This window comes from Streptomyces cinereoruber (assembly GCF_009299385.1).
In the GTDB taxonomy this organism is placed as follows: domain Bacteria; phylum Actinomycetota; class Actinomycetes; order Streptomycetales; family Streptomycetaceae; genus Streptomyces; species Streptomyces bikiniensis.
Genome location: NZ_CP023693.1, coordinates 2,963,778 through 2,982,871, shown reverse-complemented (window position 1 = coordinate 2,982,871; position 19,094 = coordinate 2,963,778). Strand labels below are relative to the sequence as shown.

14 protein-coding genes are annotated in these 19,094 nt (G+C 72.9%); 13 read left to right on the top strand and 1 reads right to left on the bottom strand.

Translation table 11 applies throughout. From position 1 onward, the window contains the following. The first annotated feature begins 47 nt into the window (after window positions 1-47). The 3 genes from CP977_RS13215 (at window position 48) to CP977_RS13205 (ending at window position 4,860) form a co-directional block, all read left to right on the top strand. Window positions 48-2,375: a HelD family protein gene (locus tag CP977_RS13215; RefSeq protein ID WP_062755166.1), complete on the top strand. Its 2,328-nt coding sequence runs from the start codon at window positions 48-50 to the stop codon at window positions 2,373-2,375. Window positions 2,376-2,765: 390 nt separating this feature from the next. Beyond that, complete coding sequence (locus tag CP977_RS13210) at window positions 2,766-4,196, top strand: NAD-dependent malic enzyme (RefSeq protein WP_062755167.1); 1,431 nt, start codon at window positions 2,766-2,768, stop codon at window positions 4,194-4,196. Window positions 4,197-4,578: 382 nt separating this feature from the next. Next, window positions 4,579-4,860 carry an HU family DNA-binding protein gene (locus CP977_RS13205; RefSeq protein WP_015033921.1) on the top strand — a complete coding sequence of 94 codons (282 nt, stop codon included), beginning with the start codon at window positions 4,579-4,581 and terminating at the stop codon, window positions 4,858-4,860. 127 nt (window positions 4,861-4,987) lie between these two features. Here CP977_RS13205 and murA read toward each other — a convergent pair whose 3' ends face one another. Then, window positions 4,988-6,334, bottom strand: coding sequence for a UDP-N-acetylglucosamine 1-carboxyvinyltransferase (murA, locus tag CP977_RS13200; protein WP_062755168.1), 1,347 nt, complete (start codon window positions 6,332-6,334; stop codon window positions 4,988-4,990). 278 nt (window positions 6,335-6,612) lie between these two features. On the opposite strand from murA, the gene CP977_RS13195 reads away from it, so the two are divergent. The 10 genes from CP977_RS13195 (at window position 6,613) to CP977_RS13150 (ending at window position 19,088) form a co-directional block, all read left to right on the top strand. Beyond that, complete coding sequence (locus tag CP977_RS13195; protein ID WP_062755169.1) at window positions 6,613-7,173, top strand: YqgE/AlgH family protein; 561 nt, start codon at window positions 6,613-6,615, stop codon at window positions 7,171-7,173. Between the two features lie 285 nt (window positions 7,174-7,458). Continuing rightward, window positions 7,459-8,691, top strand: coding sequence for an acyltransferase family protein (locus CP977_RS13190; RefSeq protein ID WP_229991637.1), 1,233 nt, complete (start codon window positions 7,459-7,461; stop codon window positions 8,689-8,691). Between the two features lie 53 nt (window positions 8,692-8,744). Then, window positions 8,745-9,032 (top strand): DUF3039 domain-containing protein, encoded by a 288-nt coding sequence (locus tag CP977_RS13185; protein ID WP_010470163.1) that lies wholly within the window; start codon window positions 8,745-8,747, stop codon window positions 9,030-9,032. Between the two features lie 258 nt (window positions 9,033-9,290). Continuing rightward, window positions 9,291-10,595: an extracellular solute-binding protein gene (locus CP977_RS13180; RefSeq protein ID WP_109186071.1), complete on the top strand. Its 1,305-nt coding sequence runs from the start codon at window positions 9,291-9,293 to the stop codon at window positions 10,593-10,595. Between the two features lie 5 nt (window positions 10,596-10,600). Beyond that, on the top strand, window positions 10,601-11,557 hold the full coding sequence (locus CP977_RS13175) for a carbohydrate ABC transporter permease (RefSeq protein WP_152370147.1): 957 nt from the start codon (window positions 10,601-10,603) through the stop codon (window positions 11,555-11,557). Next, window positions 11,554-12,402 (top strand): carbohydrate ABC transporter permease, encoded by an 849-nt coding sequence (locus tag CP977_RS13170; protein ID WP_062755180.1) that lies wholly within the window; start codon window positions 11,554-11,556, stop codon window positions 12,400-12,402. The genes CP977_RS13175 and CP977_RS13170 overlap by 4 nt, the downstream gene beginning before the upstream one ends. 4 nt (window positions 12,403-12,406) lie before the next feature. Then, complete coding sequence (locus CP977_RS13165; protein WP_062755182.1) at window positions 12,407-14,050, top strand: beta-N-acetylhexosaminidase; 1,644 nt, start codon at window positions 12,407-12,409, stop codon at window positions 14,048-14,050. Between the two features lie 246 nt (window positions 14,051-14,296). Next, complete coding sequence (locus CP977_RS13160; protein ID WP_062755184.1) at window positions 14,297-15,172, top strand: FAD binding domain-containing protein; 876 nt, start codon at window positions 14,297-14,299, stop codon at window positions 15,170-15,172. Continuing rightward, a complete protein-coding gene (locus tag CP977_RS13155) occupies window positions 15,169-16,755 on the top strand; it encodes a 2Fe-2S iron-sulfur cluster-binding protein (RefSeq protein ID WP_167308928.1) in 1,587 nt (528 codons plus the stop codon). The genes CP977_RS13160 and CP977_RS13155 overlap by 4 nt, the downstream gene beginning before the upstream one ends. Then, window positions 16,752-19,088: a xanthine dehydrogenase family protein molybdopterin-binding subunit gene (locus CP977_RS13150; RefSeq protein ID WP_062755189.1), complete on the top strand. Its 2,337-nt coding sequence runs from the start codon at window positions 16,752-16,754 to the stop codon at window positions 19,086-19,088. Before CP977_RS13155 ends, CP977_RS13150 begins: the two co-directional genes overlap by 4 nt. Window positions 19,089-19,094: the final 6 nt, after the last annotated feature.

The following is a 19,094-nucleotide window of genomic DNA, read 5'->3' as shown; positions in this document are numbered from 1 at the left end:
GGCGTACGCTCGACGGCTGCCCAGTGCACGTGAGAAGGGGGCCTTAGGTGGCCGCGCAGGAAGCCGTGGACACGGTCAGGGACCGTGAGATCGGTGTCGAGCAGGAACATCTTGACCAGGTCTACCGCCGGCTGGAGGAGAAGATCCACGAGGCGGAGTTCCTGATGGACGACGCCGCCAAGCGCGGACAGGTCGGCACGCCCGGAGCCCTCGCCGAGCGCGACGCCCAGGTCTTCCGGGCCGGCATCCACCTCAACCGGCTCAACAACGAGTTCGAGGACTTCCTCTTCGGCCGGATCGACCTGCTGTACGGCAAGGACGGGAAGAAGGGGCCCGACGGCGCCTACACCTCCGTCGAGCCCGCCGAGGACGCCGTACGCCCCGACAACACCGCCGACATCGGCGAGACCCTCCACATCGGCCGCATCGGGGTCCTCGACTCCGACTACGCGCCGCTCGTCATCGACTGGCGCGCGCCCGCCGCCGCGCCCTTCTACCGGTCCACCCCCGTGGACCCCGGCCGGGTCGTGCGCCGCCGGGTCATCCGCTCCAAGGGCCGCCGGGTCCTCGGCGTCGAGGACGACCTGATGCGCCCCGAGCTGCGGGCCACCCTCGCCGGGCGCGAGCTGCCCGTCATCGGCGACGGCGCCCTGATGGCCGCCCTCGGCCAGGCCCGCAGCCACACCATGCGGGACATCGTCTCCTCCATCCAGGCCGAGCAGGACCTCGTCATCCGGGCGCCCGCCGCCTCCGTGACGTACGTGGAGGGCGGCCCCGGCACCGGCAAGACGGCCGTGGCCCTGCACCGGGCCGCGTACCTGCTCTACCAGGACCGGCGGCGGTACGCGGGCGGCATCCTGATCGTCTCCCCGACCCCGCTCCTCGTCTCGTACACCGAGGGCGTCCTGCCCTCCCTCGGCGAGGAGGGGCAGGTCGCGATCCGCGCGGTCGGCTCGCTGGTCGACGGCGCCGAGGCCACCGCGTACGACGACCCGGCCGTCGCCCGGATCAAGGGCTCCTCCCGGATGCTCGCCGTCCTGCGCAGGGCGGCCCGGGGCGCCCTGGAGACCCCCGCGCCGAAGGATCGGCAGCCCGGTGCGGGAGAGGACGCCGGCACCCCGACCCGGCTGCGGGTCGTCGCCTTCGGGCGCCGCCTGGAGCTGGAGGCCGACGAGCTGCGGCGCATCCGCCACAACGTCCTCGGCGGCACCGCCCCCGTCAACCTGCTCCGCCCCCGCGCCCGCCGGCTGCTGCTCGACGCGCTGTACGCCAAGTCCGGCGCGGTCGGCCGCCACAGCGACCCCGAGCTGGCCGCCGAGCTGCGCTCCTCCTTCGACGAGGACGTCTCCACCGAGGACTCCTTCCTCGGCTTCCTCGACGCCTGGTGGCCCGAGCTGACCCCCCGGCAGGTCCTCGGCGCGATGGCCGACGAGCGGCGGCTCGGCCGCTGGGCCCGCCGCATCCTCAACCCGGGGGAGGTCCGCAGGCTCGCCCGCTCGCTGCGCCGCCCGGAGCTCTCCGTCCACGACGTGGCCCTCCTGGACGAGCTGAACACCCTGCTCGGCGCCCCGGCCCGGCCCCGGAAGAAGCGGGAGTACGACCCGCTGGACCAGCTCACGGGCCTGGAGGAGCTGATGCCGGTACGGGAGGAGAGCCAGCGGGAGCGGGCCGAGCGGCTCGCGGCGGAGCGCACCGAGTACGCGCACGTGATCGTGGACGAGGCCCAGGACCTCACGCCCATGCAGTGGCGGATGGTCGGGCGGCGCGGCCGGCACGCGACCTGGACGGTGGTCGGGGACCCGGCGCAGTCCTCCTGGTCCGACCCGGACGAGGCGGCCGAGGCCCGGGACGAGGCGCTCGGCTCCCGGCCGCGCCGCCGCTTCGAGCTGACCGTGAACTACCGCAACCCGGCCGAGATCGCCGAGCTGGCCGCCAAGGTCCTCGCCCTCGCCATGCCGGGCAAGGAGTCGCCGCGCGCGGTCCGCTCGACCGGCGTCGAGCCCCGGTTCGTCGCGGTCCCGGAGGGGGCCGGGGACGCGAATCTGGCCGAAACCGTACGTTTCGAGGCGCGGCGGCTGCTCGACCAGGTGGAGGGCACGGTCGGCGTCGTCGTCGCCATGCGGCGGCGCGAGGAGGCCGCCCGCTGGCTCGCCGAGCTGGGCGACCGGGTGGTGGCGCTCGGCTCCCTGGAGGCCAAGGGCCTGGAGTACGACGCGACCGTGGTCGTCTCGCCCGCCGAGATCGCGGACGAGTCCCCGGCCGGCCTGCGGGTGCTCTACGTGGCCCTGACCCGGGCGACGCAGCAGCTCACGGTGGTCGCGGGGGCCGGTGACCTGCCGGACGGGGAGGGCGTGCCGGACCTGCTGCGGGACTGAGGCCCCGGCCGTCCCGTCGGCTGTTTTCAGGCCGATCCGCGGCGCTGGAATCGCCGGCGGGAGGGGTTTGTTAGCCTGGGTGTGGCACCGGCCCGATCCAAGCCCCCGGGCCCAACCTTCGTCCCTCAGAGGGACCACTTGCCGCGAGGCGAGCATGGCGGGTCGGTGCCACCTAGTACGTAGCTACGAAGTTGAGGTCCCCGTCACCCCTGGTGGCGGGGACCTCTTCTGTTTCCCGGGCCTCTCTCGTATGGTGGAAACTACTTTCCGAAAACAAAATGACCGCATTACCTGCTACTCGCTGGTAGGTGCGACCATCGGAGGGCGCCGCCGGGCAACCAGCCGGGGCGGCGTAGCAACGAAGCTCAGGGAAAGCAGAGGAACTCGGCCATGGCAACGGCGCCCAGCGTCTCGTACTCGATGACGGTCCGGCTGGAGGTTCCCGCGAGCGGGACCGCGGTCTCCCAGCTCACCACGGCGGTGGAGTCGTCCGGCGGATCCGTCACCGGCCTCGACGTGACCGCCTCCGGCCACGAGAAGCTCCGCATCGACGTCACCATCGCCGCGACCTCGACGGCCCACGCCGACCTGATCGTGGAGCAGCTGCGCGGCATCGAGGGCGTCGTCCTCGGCAAGGTCTCCGACCGCACCTTCCTGATGCACCTCGGCGGCAAGATCGAGATGGCGTCCAAGCACCCCATCCGCAACCGCGACGACCTCTCCATGATCTACACCCCCGGCGTCGCCCGGGTCTGCATGGCGATCGCCGAGAACCCCGAGGACGCCCGCCGCCTCACCATCAAGCGCAACTCCGTCGCGGTCGTCACCGACGGCTCCGCCGTCCTCGGCCTCGGCAACATCGGCCCCAAGGCAGCCCTGCCCGTCATGGAGGGCAAGGCCGCCCTCTTCAAGCGCTTCGCCGGCATCGACGCCTGGCCGATCTGCCTGGACACCCAGGACAGCGACGAGATCGTCGCGATCGTCAAGGCCATCGCCCCCGGCTTCGCGGGCATCAACCTGGAGGACATCTCCGCGCCCCGCTGCTTCGAGATCGAGGCCCGGCTGCGCGAGGCCCTCGACATCCCCGTCTTCCACGACGACCAGCACGGCACCGCCATCGTCGTCCTCGCCGCCCTCACCAACGCCCTGCGCGTGGTCGGCAAGGGCATCGGCGACGTACGGGTCGTCATGTCCGGTGCCGGCGCGGCCGGTACGGCCATCCTGAAGCTGCTGATCGCGGCGGGCGTCAAGCACGCCGTGGTCGCCGACATCAAGGGCGTCGTGCACGCGGACCGCGAGGACCTGGTCGAGGCCCCGGCCGACTCGCCGCTGCGCTGGATCGCGGACAACACCAACCCGGAGGGCGTCACCGGCACCCTCAAGGAGGCCGTCTCCGGCGCGGACGTCTTCATCGGCGTCTCGGCCCCGAACCTGCTCGACGGCGAGGACGTCGCCGCCATGGCGGAGGGCGCCATCGTGTTCGCGCTCGCGAACCCCGACCCGGAGGTGGACCCGGCCGTCGCCCGCCAGACCGCCGCCGTCGTCGCCACCGGCCGCTCCGACTTCCCCAACCAGATCAACAACGTCCTGGTCTTCCCGGGCGTCTTCCGCGGCCTGCTCGACGCCCAGTCCCGCACGGTCAACACGGACATGATGCTGGCGGCCGCCGCGGCCCTCGCCGACGTGGTCACCGAGGACGAGCTGAACCCGAACTACATCATCCCGTCGGTCTTCAACGACAAGGTCGCGGGCGCGGTCGCCGGAGCGGTCCGCACCGCGGCGAAGGCGGCGGGCGGCGGAGCGGCCCCGGCCGCGCTCTGACGCGGGCGCCGGGCGCGGGCACGGTCCCCGGGCCCGGCCGTCCGCCGTGGGCACCGGGCGCGGCGCTGACGGCGCGTCGCGATTCGCGGTGGCGTAAACCCGCCTTTAGGGTTGCTTTTCGACTCCGCGTGGTTCGCGGGGAGTCGACAGAACGTCACCACCGCGGGGTTCCGGTGCTTTTCGCGCGACCCGCGGGGGTGCCGGATTGGCGTTCCCGCCGCTGGTGGGGGCAGGATGCGTGTTTGGGCGCGAGGGTCTGTCCATGTGACCCGGGTCCGGGGACTGTCCGAAGGCCCTGGCAGCATCGGCTTCGCTGTACCCAATCGCGCGGCTTCCGCCGCGTGGCACGCCTCACAGGCAAGAAGAACACGGGAGTAACAACATGAACCGCAGTGAGCTGGTGGCCGCCCTGGCCGACCGTGCCGAGGTGACCCGCAAGGACGCCGACGCCGTGCTGGCCGCTCTCGCCGAGACCGTCGGCGAGGTCGTCGCCAAGGGCGACGAGAAGGTCACCATCCCCGGCTTCCTGACCTTCGAGCGCACCCACCGTGCCGCTCGCACCGCTCGTAACCCGCAGACCGGCGACCCGATCGACATCCCGGCCGGCTACAGCGTGAAGGTCTCCGCGGGCTCGAAGCTCAAGGAAGCCGCCAAGGGCAAGTAAGCGGCCTGTAGGCGAGGAAAGGGCGGCCACCCCAGTAAAGGGGTGGCCGCCCTTTCGTACGCCTGTCAGAACGCCCTGTACGGCTCCACGCGCGTGTGGAGCCGTACAGGGCGTTTCCGTGGCGCCGCTAGACCAGCGCGCTGCCCGGCAGCTCGACCTTGGCGCCGAGCTCGACCAGCTTCTCCATGAAGTTCTCGTAGCCGCGGTTGATCAGCTCGATGCCGTGGACCCGCGAGGTGCCCTGGGCCGCCAGCGCCGCGATCAGGTACGAGAAGCCGCCGCGCAGGTCGGGGATGACCAGGTCGGCGCCCTGGAGCCGGGTCGGGCCCGACACGACCGCCGAGTGCAGGAAGTTCCGCTGGCCGAAGCGGCAGTCGGAGCCGCCCAGGCACTCGCGGTACAGCTGGATGTGCGCGCCCATCTGGTTGAGGGCCGAGGTGAAGCCGAGCCGCGACTCGTACACCGTCTCGTGGACGATGGAGAGGCCGGAGGCCTGCGTCAGGGCCACGACCAGCGGCTGCTGCCAGTCGGTCTGGAAGCCGGGGTGCACGTCCGTCTCCAGGGCGATCGCGTTGAGCGAGCCGCCCGGGTGCCAGAAGCGGATGCCGTCGTCGTCGATCTCGAAGGCGCCGCCGACCTTCCGGTACGTGTTGAGGAAGGTCATCATCGAGCGCTGCTGGGCGCCGCGCACGTAGATGTTGCCGCCGGTCGCCAGCGCCGCCGACGCCCAGGAGGCAGCCTCCAGGCGGTCCGGGAGCGCCCGGTGGGTGTAGCCGTCGAGCTTGTCGACACCGGTGATCCGGATGGTCCGGTCGGTGTCCATGGAGATGATCGCGCCCATCTTCTGCAGGACGCAGATCAGGTCCTCGATCTCGGGCTCCACGGCCGCGTTCGACAGCTCGGTGACGCCCTCCGCGAGCACCGCCGTGAGCAGCACCTGCTCGGTCGAGCCGACCGAGGGGTACGGCAGCCGGATCTTGCAGCCGCGAAGGCGCTGCGGGGCCTCCAGGTACTGCCCGTCCGCCCGCTTCTCGATCGTCGCGCCGAACCGGCGCAGCACGTCGAAGTGGAAGTCGATCGGCCGGCCGCCGATGTCGCAGCCGCCCAGACCCGGGATGAAGGCGTGGCCGAGGCGGTGGAGCAGCGGGCCGCAGAAGAGGATCGGGATGCGGGACGAGCCGGCGTGGGCGTCGATGTCGGCGACGTTCGCGGACTCGACGTGCGTCGGGTCGAGGACGAGCTCGCCGGGCTCGTCGCCCGGGCGGACCGTCACTCCGTGCAACTGGAGCAGTCCGCGGACCACGCGGACGTCACGGATGTCTGGCACGTTGCGCAGGCGGCTGGGGCCGCTGCCGAGCAGGGCGGCGACCATCGCCTTGGGCACGAGGTTCTTCGCGCCGCGGACGCGGATCTCGCCCTCCAGCGGGGTGCCGCCGTGGACAAGCAGTACGTCATGGCTGTCTGTGCCGGTCATGAATCTCGCGTTCCGAAAGTGGGTCCGACGGGGGGCCAGTGAAAAGGGTAAGGGCCCATGGAACCTCGTTCGGATGCTCGGGGGGACCCCTCAGACGTAATGAATCCGGTACAACACCCTCCGTTCTCGCGCTCTTGCGGAGCGTCACCGTCCGGTTGCCCCGGCGGCCCGGTCGCGCCGCTCCGCCCCGTCCCCTCTGAACTGCGGCGGCCCCCGGCCTTCCCGCGTTCGCGCCCGACGGGCCACGCGAACGCCGAAGATGCGGGATCATGTCTCGCATGACCGAGGTGTCCTCGCTCACAGGACGGCTGCTCGTGGCCACCCCCGCCCTCGCGGACCCGAATTTCGACCGCGCGGTGGTGCTGCTGCTCGACCACGACGACGAGGGCTCGCTCGGCGTGGTCCTCAACCGGCCGACGCCGGTCACCGTCGGTGACGTCCTCGCCTCCTGGGCGGACCTCGCCGGCGAGCCCGGCGTGGTCTTCCAGGGCGGCCCCGTCTCCCTCGACGCGGCCCTCGGCGTCGCCGTGATCCCCGGCGACGAGGGGCCGCTCGGCTGGCGGCGGGTGCACGGCGCGATCGGCCTGGTCGACCTGGAGGCCCCGCCCGAGCTGCTGGGACCGGCGCTCGGCTCGCTGCGGATCTTCGCCGGGTACGCGGGCTGGGGCCCGGGCCAGCTGGAGACGGAGCTGGGCGACGGGGCCTGGTACGTGGTCGAGTCGGAGCCCGGCGACGTCTCCTCGCCGACGCCCGAGACGCTCTGGCGGCAGGTGCTGCGGCGGCAGCGCGGGGAGCTGGCGATGGTCGCGACGTACCCGGACGACCCGTCCCTCAACTGACGCGGCGTATCCGGACGAGACCCGTTCCCCGGTCGGCGCGGTGTGCCCGGACGCTCCGTTCCTCGCCTGGCGCGGCGTGCCCGGACGCCCCGTCCCCGCCTGGCACGGCGTATCCGGAGGGCCCGTTCCCCGATCGAGGGGCGGGCCCTTTCGAGGTGGTGGGGAGGGGGCTCCAGGGGTTCGAAGTGACGCTCGCCTGTTCGGAGAAGAGCGTGGTGCGTACGATAATCCGACCCCCGAGCCCACGAGGCGCCCCGACGATCAAGAGATGACCACGTGCCTGTCATGACCGCCGCCCGGAGCATCCGGGTCCCGAAGCGGGCGTCCGCCGAATCCGTCGGAGCCGCGCTGCCCACCCGTCTCGACTCGCTCACGGGTCTGAGATTCTTCGCGGCGTTCGCCGTGTTCGCCCACCACTTCACGGGCGTCGGCAACAAGACGGGCTACGGCCTGGCCCCCTCGATCTTCCCGTACTCGGAGATGGGCGGCCACGGCGTCACCTTCTTCTTCGTCCTCTCGGGATTCCTGCTGACCTGGGTGTACAAGCCCCGCGAACACCCGATGGCCTTCTACATACGCCGGGTGGCGCGCATCTGGCCGGCGTCCCTGGTCGCCGCCGCGCTCGCCTACTACGTCTTCTACGTCCGGGCCGAGCAGGCCGTGGAGTGGAAGTCGTTCATCGCCTCGCTCTTCCTCGTGCAGAACTGGCTCCCCGAGGCCACCCCGACGCTCCCGGGCAACCCGGTCACCTGGACCCTCAGCGTCGAGATCCTCTTCTACGCCCTGTTCCCGCTGCTCGCCCGCTTCGTCGTCCGGATGCGCACCCCGCTCCTCGTCGCCCTGACGGTCGCCGGCCTCGTCGGCATGTGGGCGGTCAACTGGTGGGCCTTCGAGAGCTTCGACCCCGCCGCGGCCCGCTGGGTCATGCGCCACCCCCTCGTCTACCTGCCGCAGTTCCTCCTCGGCATGACGGTCGCCCTGCTGATCCGCCGCGGCGCCCGCTTCCCGCTGCGCCCGTTCGTGCCGCTGGCGCTGCTGCTCGCCTACGTCTACGGCTACTTCCAGCTGCGCGCCCGGCTGTCCTCCGGTTACGACGCGCAGCTGGAGTACATGCTGCGGCCCACGATCGCCGTGCTCGCCGCGCTGATCATCTTCGCCTTCGTGCAGCGGGAGATCGCGGGTCACCGCGGCCTCCTCAACAAGAAGCCGCTCGTCCTGCTCGGGGTGTGGTCGTACGCCTTCTACCTGCTGCACCACGCGGTCATCCGCTTCTCCATCTACGAGTGGGGACGGGTCCCCGACAAGGACTCGGCGCTCTTCGCCATGCTCGGCATGGGCCTCGTCGTCCTGGCGATGTCCTGGGCGCTCTACCGCTTCGTCGAGGAGCCCGTCAACCGCTGGCTGGTGCGGCGCATCCCCGCCCGCTGGAAGCCCGCGCCCCCCGCCTCCCCGGTCTCCCCGGCCGGCCCCGAGGTCCCGGCCCCCCGGGCCGCCTCCGACGCCCGGACGGCCCGTTGAGCGCCGTCGGCGGGGCACGGGTTCCCGCGCCCGCATGGGTACCCTTGGGTCCCATGAGCACTCTCGAGCCCGAGCGCGGGGCAGGTACGGGGACCCTCGTCGAGCCGACGCCGCAGGTGTCCCACGGTGACGGCGACCACGAGCGCTACGCCCATTACGTCCAGAAGGACAAGATCATGGCGAGCGCCCTGGACGGCACGCCCGTCGTGGCGCTGTGCGGAAAGGTCTGGGTACCGGGGCGCGACCCCAAGAAGTACCCGGTCTGTCCGATGTGCAAGGAGATCTACGACTCCATGGGCGCCGGCGGCGACAAGGACAAGGGCGGCAAGGACAAGAAGTAAGTCAGGTCCCGACGTCGGGGAGATCCGGTGACGGCCCCCGTCGTGCGTGCTTCGGCGCGCACGGCGGGGGCCGTTCCGTTTTTCCGTCCCGGTGGAGTGCGTCCCCGTTGCGTAGGGTGCTTTCCCCGGTCACGGAGTGGTTGAGGTGGTCGAGACCTCTTGTCGGGCCGCCCGGAGTCCGCCTAGCCTCACGCGTGTTGTGCAGCGCGAAACGCTCATTGCACATGCTGCAACGCACGCACCTGGAGGGGAACCGCCATGAAGCTTCCTGCCCCCGTCACCGCCACGGCCGCCGTACTCCTGCTGGCCGGGCTCACCGCCACCGCCTGCGCGCCCCAGACCTCGAACGGGAAGGCCGCGACGGACGAGAAGAGCGGCACCCTGCGCGTCTGGCTCTTCCAGGAGGTGAGCAACAAGCCCAAGGAGAAGGTCGTCGAGGAGGCCGTCGCCGCCTTCGAGAAGCGGAACGCGGGCGCGAAGGTCGAGGTCGAGTACATCCCCGTCGAGACCCGCGCCCAGCGCGTCAAGGCCGCCTTCAACGACCCGAAGTCGGCCCCCGACCTCATCGAGTACGGCAACACCGACACCGCCGGATACGTCAAGGACGGCGGCCTCGCCGACATCAGCGCCGAGTTCGCCGCCTGGGACGAGGCGAAGGACACCGACGCCACCGCCCGCCAGTCCGCCACCGTCGGCGGCAAGGTCTACGGCGCCCCGTTCTTCGTCGGCGTCCGCGCCCTCTACTACCGCACCGACGTCTTCCGGGAGCTGGGCCTGACGGCCCCCAAGACCCAGGCCGAGCTGGTCGAGACGGCCAAGAAGATCCGCAAGGCCAGGCCCGAGCTGTACGGCATCGCCGTCGGCGGCGCCTACACCTACGGCGCCATGCCCTTCGTCTGGGCCGCCGGCGGCGAACTCGCCACCGGACGGGGCGACTCGTACAAGGCCGCCGTCAACAGCCCCGAAGCCCTCAAGGGCATCACCACGTACACCTCGCTCTTCGGCGACGACAACTGCCCGGCCGCCAAGTGCGCCCAGATGGGCGGCAACGCCACCGTCACCGCCTTCGCCTCCGGCAAGGCCGGCATGGCCATCGGCGGCGACTTCAGTCACGCGGCCGTCGAGGCCGGCACCGTGAAGGGCAAGTACGCCGTCGTCCCGCTGCCCGGCACCACGCCCGGCTCGATCGCCCCCGCCTTCGCCGGCGGCAACAACATCGGCGTCCTCAAGAGCAGCTCGCACCGCACCCTCGCCGTCGACCTCCTCAAGTCCCTCACCGGCAAGGAGACCCAGGGCCGGCTCTTCGACGCGATGGGCTTCCTGCCCACGTACACCGACACGCGCGCCGCCGCCGCCCGGCGGCAGCCCTTCGTGAAGCCCTTCACCGACACCCTCGCCGCCGGCACGAAGTTCGTCCCCGCGTCCCCCGGCTGGGGCCAGATCGACGCCTCCCTCGTGCTGCCCACGATGTTCCAGGAGATCGTCAGCGGCCGTAAGGACGTCAAGGCGGCGGCGGACGACGCCGCGAAGAAGATGGACGCGGCCTTCGCGCCGGCCGGCTGACCCCCATGACCACCCGGCTCACCCCGCCCGTCGAGAAGCGGCCCGCAGCGGCCGCGGGCCCCGCCCCCGGGACCCGCGGCCCCCGGCGCCCCGGCGCCTGGACCCCCTGGCTGTACCTGCTGCCCGCCCTCGTCGTCCTCGGCGCGCTCCTCGTCTACCCCGTCTACCAGCTGGGCCTGATCTCCTTCCTGGAGTACACCCAGGCCCAGGTCAGCGGCGGCGAACACACCTCGTTCCAGGGGTTCGGGAACTACGCGACGCTCTTCTCCGACCCCCAGTTCTGGCAGGTCCTCCTCGCCACCGTCGTCTTCGCCGCCGCCTGCGTCGTCACCACCCTCGCCGTCGGCTGCGCCCTCGCGGTCCTCCTCACGCGCGTGCGTGCCCTGCCCCGGCTCGTCCTGATGATGGCCGCGCTCGGCGCCTGGGCCACCCCCGCCGTCACCGGCTCCACCGTCTGGGTCTTCCTCTTCGACCCCGACTTCGGCCCCGTCAACCGGCTCCTCGGACTCGGCGACTTCTCCTGGACGTACGGGCGGTACAGCGCCTTCGCCCTCGTCCTCCTCGAAGTCGTCTGGTGCTCCTTCCCGTTCGTGATGGTCACCGTCTACGCGGGCATCCGGGCCGTCCCCACCGAGGTCCTGGAGGCCGCCGCCCTCGACGGCGCCTCCCAGTGGCGGATCTGGCGCTCGGTCACGGCACCGATGCTCCGGCCCATCCTGGTCGTCGTCACGATCCAGTCGATCATCTGGGACTTCAAGCTCTTCACCCAGATCTACGTGATGACGAACGGCGGCGGCATCGCCGGCCAGAACCTCGTCCTCAACGTGTACGCCTACCAGAAGGCCTTCGCCTCGTCCCAGTACAGCCTGGGCTCGGCGATCGGCGTCGTCATGCTGCTGATCCTGCTGGCCGTGACGCTCGTCTACCTGCGCCTGCTGCGACGCCAGGGAGAAGAACTTTGAACGCTCTCCGGACACTGGGCGTCAGGCGCCCCGGGCGCCTCGCCGCCGAGGCCGCCGCGCTCCTCGTCGCCGCCGCCACCGCCTTCCCGCTGTACTGGATGGTCCTCTCGGCCTTCAAGCCGGCCGGCGAGATCCAGTCCACGAACCCGCGCCCCTGGACGCTCTCGCCGTCCCTGGACTCCTTCCGGCGCGTCTTCGAACAGCAGGACTTCGGCCGCTACTTCCTCAACTCGCTGATCGTGGCGGTCACGGTCGTCCTCGCCTCCGCGCTCATCGCCTTCCTCGCGGCGACCGCCGTCACCCGGTTCCGGTTCAGGTTCCGGACGACGCTCCTGATCATGTTCCTGGTCGCCCAGATGGTGCCCGTCGAGGCGCTGACCATCCCGATGTTCTTCCTCATGCGGGACTTCGGGCAGCTCAACACCCTCGGCTCGCTGATCCTGCCGCACATCGCGTTCTCCCTGCCGTTCGCGATCTGGATGCTGCGCGGCTTCGTCCGGGCGGTTCCGGAAGCCCTGGAGGAGCAGGCCCAGATCGACGGCGCGAGCCGCACCCGGTTCCTGTGGCAGATCCTCTTCCCGCTGGTCTTCCCCGGCCTGGTCGCCACCAGCGTCTTCTCGTTCATCTCCACCTGGAACGACTTCCTCTTCGCGAAGTCGTTCATCATCAGCGACACCTCGCAGTCGACCCTGCCCATGGCCCTGCTCGTCTTCTTCAAGCCCGACGAGAACGACTGGGGAGGCATCATGGCCGGCTCGACCGTGATGACCGTCCCGGTCCTCGTCTTCTTCGTACTCGTACAGCGCCGCCTGGTCTCGGGCCTCGGCGGGGCGGTGAAGGACTGACGCGATGACCGATTCCATGGACCTGATCCCGGCGCCCCTGTCGGCCGAACACCGGGGGAGTGCCCCCGGGCACGTCACGCTCGACGCACGGACCGTGCTCGACGCCGGGCCCGGCACCGAGGGCACCGCCCGCCGGCTGCGGGCCGACCTGGGCGCCGCCACCGGGCTGCCGCTCCCCGACGGAACGGGGGAGCGCGCCGTACGCCTCCGGATCAGCGAGGAGGTGGCGCGGGAGCACGGCCCCGAGGGGTACCGGCTGACCACCGGGGCCCCCGGCGCGGCCGTCCTCGTCGAGGGCGGCGGCCCGGCCGGGGTGTTCTGGGGGGCCCAGACCCTCCGCCAGCTCCTCGGCCCCGACGCGTACCGCCGGGCGCCCGTGACGGACCGGGCGTGGACCCTCCCGCACACCACGGTCGAGGACCGGCCCCGGTTCGGCTGGCGCGGCCTCATGCTCGACGTCTCCCGGCACTTCACGCCCAAGGACGACGTCCTGCGCCTGCTCGACCTCCTCGCCGCCCACAAGCTGAACGTCCTCCACTTCCACCTCACCGACGACCAGGGCTGGCGCATCGAGATCGAGCGCCACCCGAGGCTCACCGAGGTCGGCTCCTGGCGGGCCCGCAGCAAGTGGGGCCACCGGGCCTCGCCGCTGTGGACCGACACCCCGCACGGCGGCTTCTACACCCGCGACGACATCCGCGAGATCGTCGCCTACGCCGCCGAGCGGCACATCACCGTCGTCCCCGAGATCGACCTCCCCGGCCACTCGCAGGCCGCCATCGCCGCGTACCCCGAACTCGGCAACACCGACGTCGTCGACACCGCCGCCCTCACCGTCTGGGACACCTGGGGCGTCAACCCGAACGTCCTCGCCCCCACGGAGGAGGTCCTCCGCTTCTACGAGGGCGTCTTCGAGGAGGTCCTGGAGCTCTTCCCGTCCCCCTTCGTGCACGTCGGCGGCGACGAGTGCCCCAAGGACCAGTGGAAGGCCTCCCCGGCCGCCCAGGCCCGCATGAGGGAACTCGGCCTCGCCGACGAGGACGAGCTCCAGTCCTGGTTCGTCCGCCACTTCGACCGCTGGCTCACCGCCCGCGGACGCCGTCTGATCGGCTGGGACGAGATCCTGGAGGGCGGACTCGCCGAGGGCGCCGCCGTCTCCTCCTGGCGCGGCTACGCGGGCGGGATCGCCGCCGCCGAGGCCGGGCACGACGTCGTCATGTGCCCCGAGCAGCACGTCTACCTCGACCACCGGCAGGCGCCCGGCGAGGACGAGCCGATGCCCATCGGGTACGTCCGCACCCTGGAGGACGTCTACCGCTTCGAGCCCGTCCCGCCCGGCCTCTCCCCGGAGGCCGCCGCCCGCATCCTGGGAACCCAGGCCAACGTCTGGACCGAGGTGATGGAGAACCGCTCCCGCGTCGACTACCAGGTCTTCCCCCGCCTCGCCGCCTTCGCCGAGGTCGCCTGGTCCGCGCTCCCCGCCCCCGGGGAGCGCGACTACACCGGTTTCGAGCGCCGCATGGACACCCACTACCGGCGCCTGGACGCCCTCGGCGTCGACTACCGGCCCCCCGCCGGACCCCTGCCCCGGCAGCGGCGCCCCGGAGTCCTCGGCAGGCCCCTGGAAGGAACGCCCCCGAACGTGTGAGGCCCTTCGCGGCCCCGTCACCCGGGAGCGGTGAACCCCGCCGTCCAAGAGCGGCGAAACGGAACTCCCCGCCGCTCCCGGGACGTCCCGGACGGAACAGTCCTTCGCGGACCCTCGCGCCGGACGGCCCGGAAGATGTGCCAGAGTTGCCACGTCCGGCCTGTGAGCACGTACGGTACGCCCACACGCAGGCGCGACGGCCGGGCACAGTCGGGGACCGCCGGGACACCGGGAAGGGGCAGCGGGTTGACCACGCACGCACCACAGACGGCGCAGGCCGTGACGCTGCCCGCCTCGCTCGACGAGGCCGTCGCGGCGCTCACGGCCATGCCGGCGGCCGTCCCCGTCGCCGGCGGCACCGACCTCATGGCCGCCGTCAACAAGGGCCAGCTCAGGCCCGCCGGACTCGTCGGCCTGAGCCGCATCAACGAGATCCGCGGCTGGCAGTACCAGGACGGCCACGCCCTCCTCGGTGCGGGCCTCACCCACGCCCGCATGGGCCGCCCCGACTTCGCCGCCCTCATCCCGGCCCTCGCCGCCGCCGCCCGCGCGGCCGGGCCGCCGCAGATCCGCAACGCCGGCACCCTCGGCGGCAACGTCGTCACCGCCGCGCCCACCGGCGACTCGCTGCCCGTCCTCGCCGCCCTGGAGGCCGACCTCGTCGTCCTCGGGCCGCTCGGCAGCCGCGAGATCCCCGTCTCCCACCTGCTCGCGGGCCGCGACCTGCTCGCCCCCGGCGAGCTCGTGGCCTTCGTCCGGGTGCCGCTGCTCCACGCCCCGCAGGTCTTCGTCAAGGCCACCGGCCGCACCGGCCCGGCCCGCGCCACCGCCTCCGTCGCCGTCGTCCTCGACCCGGCCCGGCGCGGGGTGCGCTGCGCGGTCGGCGCCGTCGCGCCGATGCCGCTGCGCCCCCTGGAGGCCGAGCGCTGGATCGCCTCGCTGGTGGACTGGGACAACGACCGGGGGCTCGCGCCGGAGGCGCTGACGGCGTTCGGCGAGTACGTCGCCGCCGCCTGCATCCCGGACCCGCAAGGGGGCGAGCAGCTGCCCCCGGCCGTACTGCACCTGCGGCGCACCGTCGCCGCACTCGCCCGACGGGCACTGGGGAGGGCACTCGCGTGAGCAGCGACGAACAGCAGGGCAACCAGGGCGGCTGGGAGCCGATCCCGCAGAGCGAGGGGTACGACGGCGACGCGACCGCCTTCGTGCAGCTGCCGCCGGACTTCATGCTGGACGGCGTGCCCCTGGAGGCGCCCGGCCACGGCTACGTGCCGCCGATGATCACCCCGCTCCAGCCGCTCTCCCCGCCCCCGGCGACCGACCCGGGGGCCACCGGCGGCTGGCCGGTCCACCCGCCGGTGGAGGCGGAGCCGGTACGGCCGTACTTCGACCACGCGCAGGGCCAGGGGTACGGGCCGGAGCAGGGCTACGAGGCCGGGCAGCCGCAGGGGTTCGAACCGCCGCAGGGGTACGAGCAGACGCAGGGGTACGAAGGGCCGCAGGAGTACGAAGGGCCGCAGGGCTTCGAGCGGCCGCAGGGCTTCGAGGGCGACCAGGGCGGTTTCGAGTACTTCGAGCAGCAGGGCGCGTCCTTCGACCGGCCCGACGACGGGTCCGGGTACGGCGGGCAGGACCCGCACGCCACGGCCGAGTGGCGCTTCGCGGAGACGGCGGAGCACGCCCCCGCGCCCGCGCCGGCTCCCGGCCCCGGTGACACGGGCCAGTGGCAGATCCCCGCCGAGGCCCCGGCGACCCTTCCGGGCGGCGCGCCCGCGCCCTGGGCGCTCCGGGAGGAGCCGGAGCCCGAGGCCGGGCCCGAGCCGGAGGCCGTCGAGGAGCACGCGGAGGAGTACGCCGGGGAGCCCGCCGCCGAGGACGCGGCCCCGGAAGCCGTACAGGAGGCCGTACGGGAAGCCCCCGAGGCTCCCGGCGCCCCCGGGGCGGGCCCGGGCCCCGAGGCGGCTCCCGAAGCCGCGCAGGACGCCCCCGGAGCCGTACCGGAGGCCCCCGGCCCGGACGTCCCCGAAGCGGATCCGGTCCCCGACGCGGACGCCGGTCTCCGCGCGGAGACCGTCCTCGACACGGACGTTCCCGACCCCGTGCCCGCCGTCGCGGCGGAGGTCCACGCCTCCACCGACAGCGACGAACACCCCCACACCTCGTACACCCTCCGGGTCAACGGCGTGGACCGGCCCGTCACCGGCTCCTGGATCGGCGAGTCGCTGCTCTACGTCCTGCGCGAGCGCCTCGGGCTCGCCGGGGCCAAGGACGGCTGCTCGCAGGGCGAGTGCGGCGCGTGCAACGTGCAGGTCGACGGGCGGCTCGTGGCCTCCTGCCTGGTCCCCGCGGCGACCGCCGCCGGGAGCGAGGTGCGGACGGTCGAGGGCCTGGCGGTCGACGGCGAGCCCTCCGACGTGCAGCGGGCCATGGCCCGCTGCGGCACCGTCCAGTGCGGCTTCTGCATCCCCGGCATGTGCATGACCGTGCACGACCTCCTGGAGGGCAACCACGCCCCCACCGAACTGGAGACCCGCCAGGCACTCGCCGGCAACCTGTGCCGCTGCTCCGGCTACCGGGGCGTCCTCGACGCCGTGAAGGACGTCGTCGCCGAGCGCGAGGCCGCCGCCGCCCACGCGCCCGAGGCCTCCGGCGACGCCCGCATCCCGCACCAGATCCCGCACCCGCACGACGGAGGCAAGGCGTGAGCAGCGACGCGACCACCGCCGTTCCCACGGTCACGGTCACGGACGTCCCCGGGCCCCTCGGTCCCCTCGGGCAGGAGCCGGCCGCCCACGGCCTCGGCGCCTCGCTCCCGCAGGCCGAGTCCCGGGCGAAGACCGAGGGCACCTTCCCGTACGCCTCCGACCTGTGGGCCGAGGGCCTGCTGTGGGCCGCGATCCTGCGCTCCCCGCACCCGCACGCCCGGATCGTCTCGGTCGACACCTCCGCCGCCGTCGCCATGCCGGGCGTACGGGCCGTGGTGACCGCCGCCGACGTGCCGGGCGCGGCCACCTACGGGCGCCGGGTCGCCGACCGGCCGGTCTTCGCCTCCGACCTGGTCCGGCACCACGGCGAGGCCCTGGCGGCCGTCGCCGCCGACCACCCCGACACGGCCCGGCTCGCCGCCGCCGCCATCGCCGTCGAGTACGAGGTCCTCGAACCGGTCACCGACCCCGAGAAGGCGTTCGCGGCCGAGCCGCTGCACCCCGACGGGAACCTCATCCGGCACATCCCGCTCCGCTTCGGCGACCCGGAGGCGACCGGTGAGGTCGTCGTCGAGGGCCTGTACCGGATCGGGCGGCAGGACCCGGCGCCGATCGGCGCCGAGGCCGGTCTCGCCGTCCCGCGCCCCGACGGCGGCGTCGAGCTCTACACCGCCTCCACCGACCCGCACACCGACCGGGACCTGGCCGCCGCCTGCTTCGGCCTGACGCCCGAGCAGGTCAAACTGGTCGTCACCGGCGTCCCGGGCGCCACCGGCGACCGCGAGGACCCGGGCTTCCAGATCCCGCTGGGCCTGCTCGCGCTGCGCACCGGCTGCCCGGTCAAGCTCACCGCCACGCGCGAGGAGTCCTTCCTCGGACACGCCCACCGCCACCCCACCCTGCTGCGCTACCGCCACCACGCGGACGCGGAGGGGCGCCTGGTGAAGGTGGAGGCGCAGATCCTGCTCGACGGCGGCGCGTACGCCGACTCCTCGTCCGAGTCCCTGGCGGCGGCCGTGGCCTTCGCCTGCGGCCCGTACGTCGTCCCGCACGCCTTCGTCGAGGGCTGGGCCGTCCGCACCAACAACCCGCCGTCCGGGCACGTGCGGGGCGAGGGCGCGATGCAGGTGTGCGCCGCGTACGAGGCGCAGATGGACAAGCTCGCGGCCAAACTGGGCGTGGACCCGGCCGAGCTGCGCATGCGGAACGTCATGGCGACCGGCGACCTCCTGCCCACCGGCCAGACGGTCACCTGCCCGGCCCCGGTCGCCGAACTCCTCTCCGCCGTACGGGACTTCCCGCTGCCGCCGCTGCCCAAGGACATCCCCGAGGGCGAGTGGCTGCTGCCCGGCGGCCCCGAGGGCGCGGGCGAACCCGGCGCGGTGCGGCGGGGCGTGGGCTACGCGCTCGGCATGGTCCACATGCTCGGCGCGGAGGGCACCGACGAGGTCTCGACGGCGACCGTACGGGTCGCGGACGGGGTGGCGACGGTCATCTGCTCGGCCGTGGACACCGGTTCGGGCTTCTCCACGCTCGCCCGCCAGATCGTGCAGGAGACCCTCGGCATCGAGGAGGTGCACGTCGCGCCCGTCGACACCGACCAGCCGCCCGCCGGACCGGCCGCCCACGGCCGGCACACCTGGGTCTCGGGCGGGGCCGTGGAGCGGGCCGCGAAGATGGTCCGCACCCAGCTCCTCCAGCCGCTCGCCCACAAGTTCGGCATGTCCACCGAACTGCTCCAGATCACCGACGGCAAGATCACCTCGTACGACGGCGTGCTCTCCACGACGGTCACCGAGGCGCTCGACGGCAAGGAGCTGTGGGCCACCGCCCAGTGCCGCCCGCACCCCACCGAACCCCTTGACGACGCGGGCCAGGGCGACGCCTTCGTGGGCCTCGCGTTCTGCGCGATCCGCGCGGTCGTGGACGTGGACGTCGAACTCGGCGCCGTACGGGTCGTGGAGATGGCCGTCGCCCAGGACGTCGGCCGGATCCTCAACCCGGCCCAGCTCGCCACCCGCATCGAGGCGGGCGTCACCCAGGGCGTCGGCGCGGCCCTCACCGAGAACCTGCGCACCGCCCGCGGCCTGGTCCGCCACCCGGACTTCACCGGCTACGCCCTCCCGACCTCCCTGGACGCCCCGGACGTCCGGATCGTCAAACTGGTCGAGGAGCGCGACGTGGTGGCCCCCTTCGGCGCCAAGCCCGCGAGCGCCGTCCCCGTCGTCACCTCCCCCGCCGCCGTGGCGGCGGCGGTCCGCGCGGCCACGGGCCGCCCGGTCAACCGCCTCCCGATCCGCCCGCAGGCGGCGGTGGCGACGCCCAGCGCTTAGGGCCCG

What these genes read in the sequence shown, in the direction of transcription:
- CP977_RS13205 (WP_015033921.1), top strand. Translation starts at nt 4,579, where the DNA reads ATGAACCGCAGTGAGCTGGTGGCCGCCCTGGCCGACCGTGCCGAGGTG.
- CP977_RS13165 (WP_062755182.1), top strand. Translation starts at nt 12,407, where the DNA reads ATGACCGATTCCATGGACCTGATCCCGGCGCCCCTGTCGGCCGAACAC.
- CP977_RS13185 (WP_010470163.1), top strand. Translation starts at nt 8,745, where the DNA reads ATGAGCACTCTCGAGCCCGAGCGCGGGGCAGGTACGGGGACCCTCGTC.
- CP977_RS13175 (WP_152370147.1), top strand. Translation starts at nt 10,601, where the DNA reads ATGACCACCCGGCTCACCCCGCCCGTCGAGAAGCGGCCCGCAGCGGCC.
- CP977_RS13180 (WP_109186071.1), top strand. Translation starts at nt 9,291, where the DNA reads ATGAAGCTTCCTGCCCCCGTCACCGCCACGGCCGCCGTACTCCTGCTG.
- murA (WP_062755168.1), bottom strand. Translation starts at nt 6,334, where the DNA reads ATGACCGGCACAGACAGCCATGACGTACTGCTTGTCCACGGCGGCACC.
- CP977_RS13195 (WP_062755169.1), top strand. Translation starts at nt 6,613, where the DNA reads ATGACCGAGGTGTCCTCGCTCACAGGACGGCTGCTCGTGGCCACCCCC.
- CP977_RS13190 (WP_229991637.1), top strand. Translation starts at nt 7,459, where the DNA reads ATGACCGCCGCCCGGAGCATCCGGGTCCCGAAGCGGGCGTCCGCCGAA.
- CP977_RS13210 (WP_062755167.1), top strand. Translation starts at nt 2,766, where the DNA reads ATGGCAACGGCGCCCAGCGTCTCGTACTCGATGACGGTCCGGCTGGAG.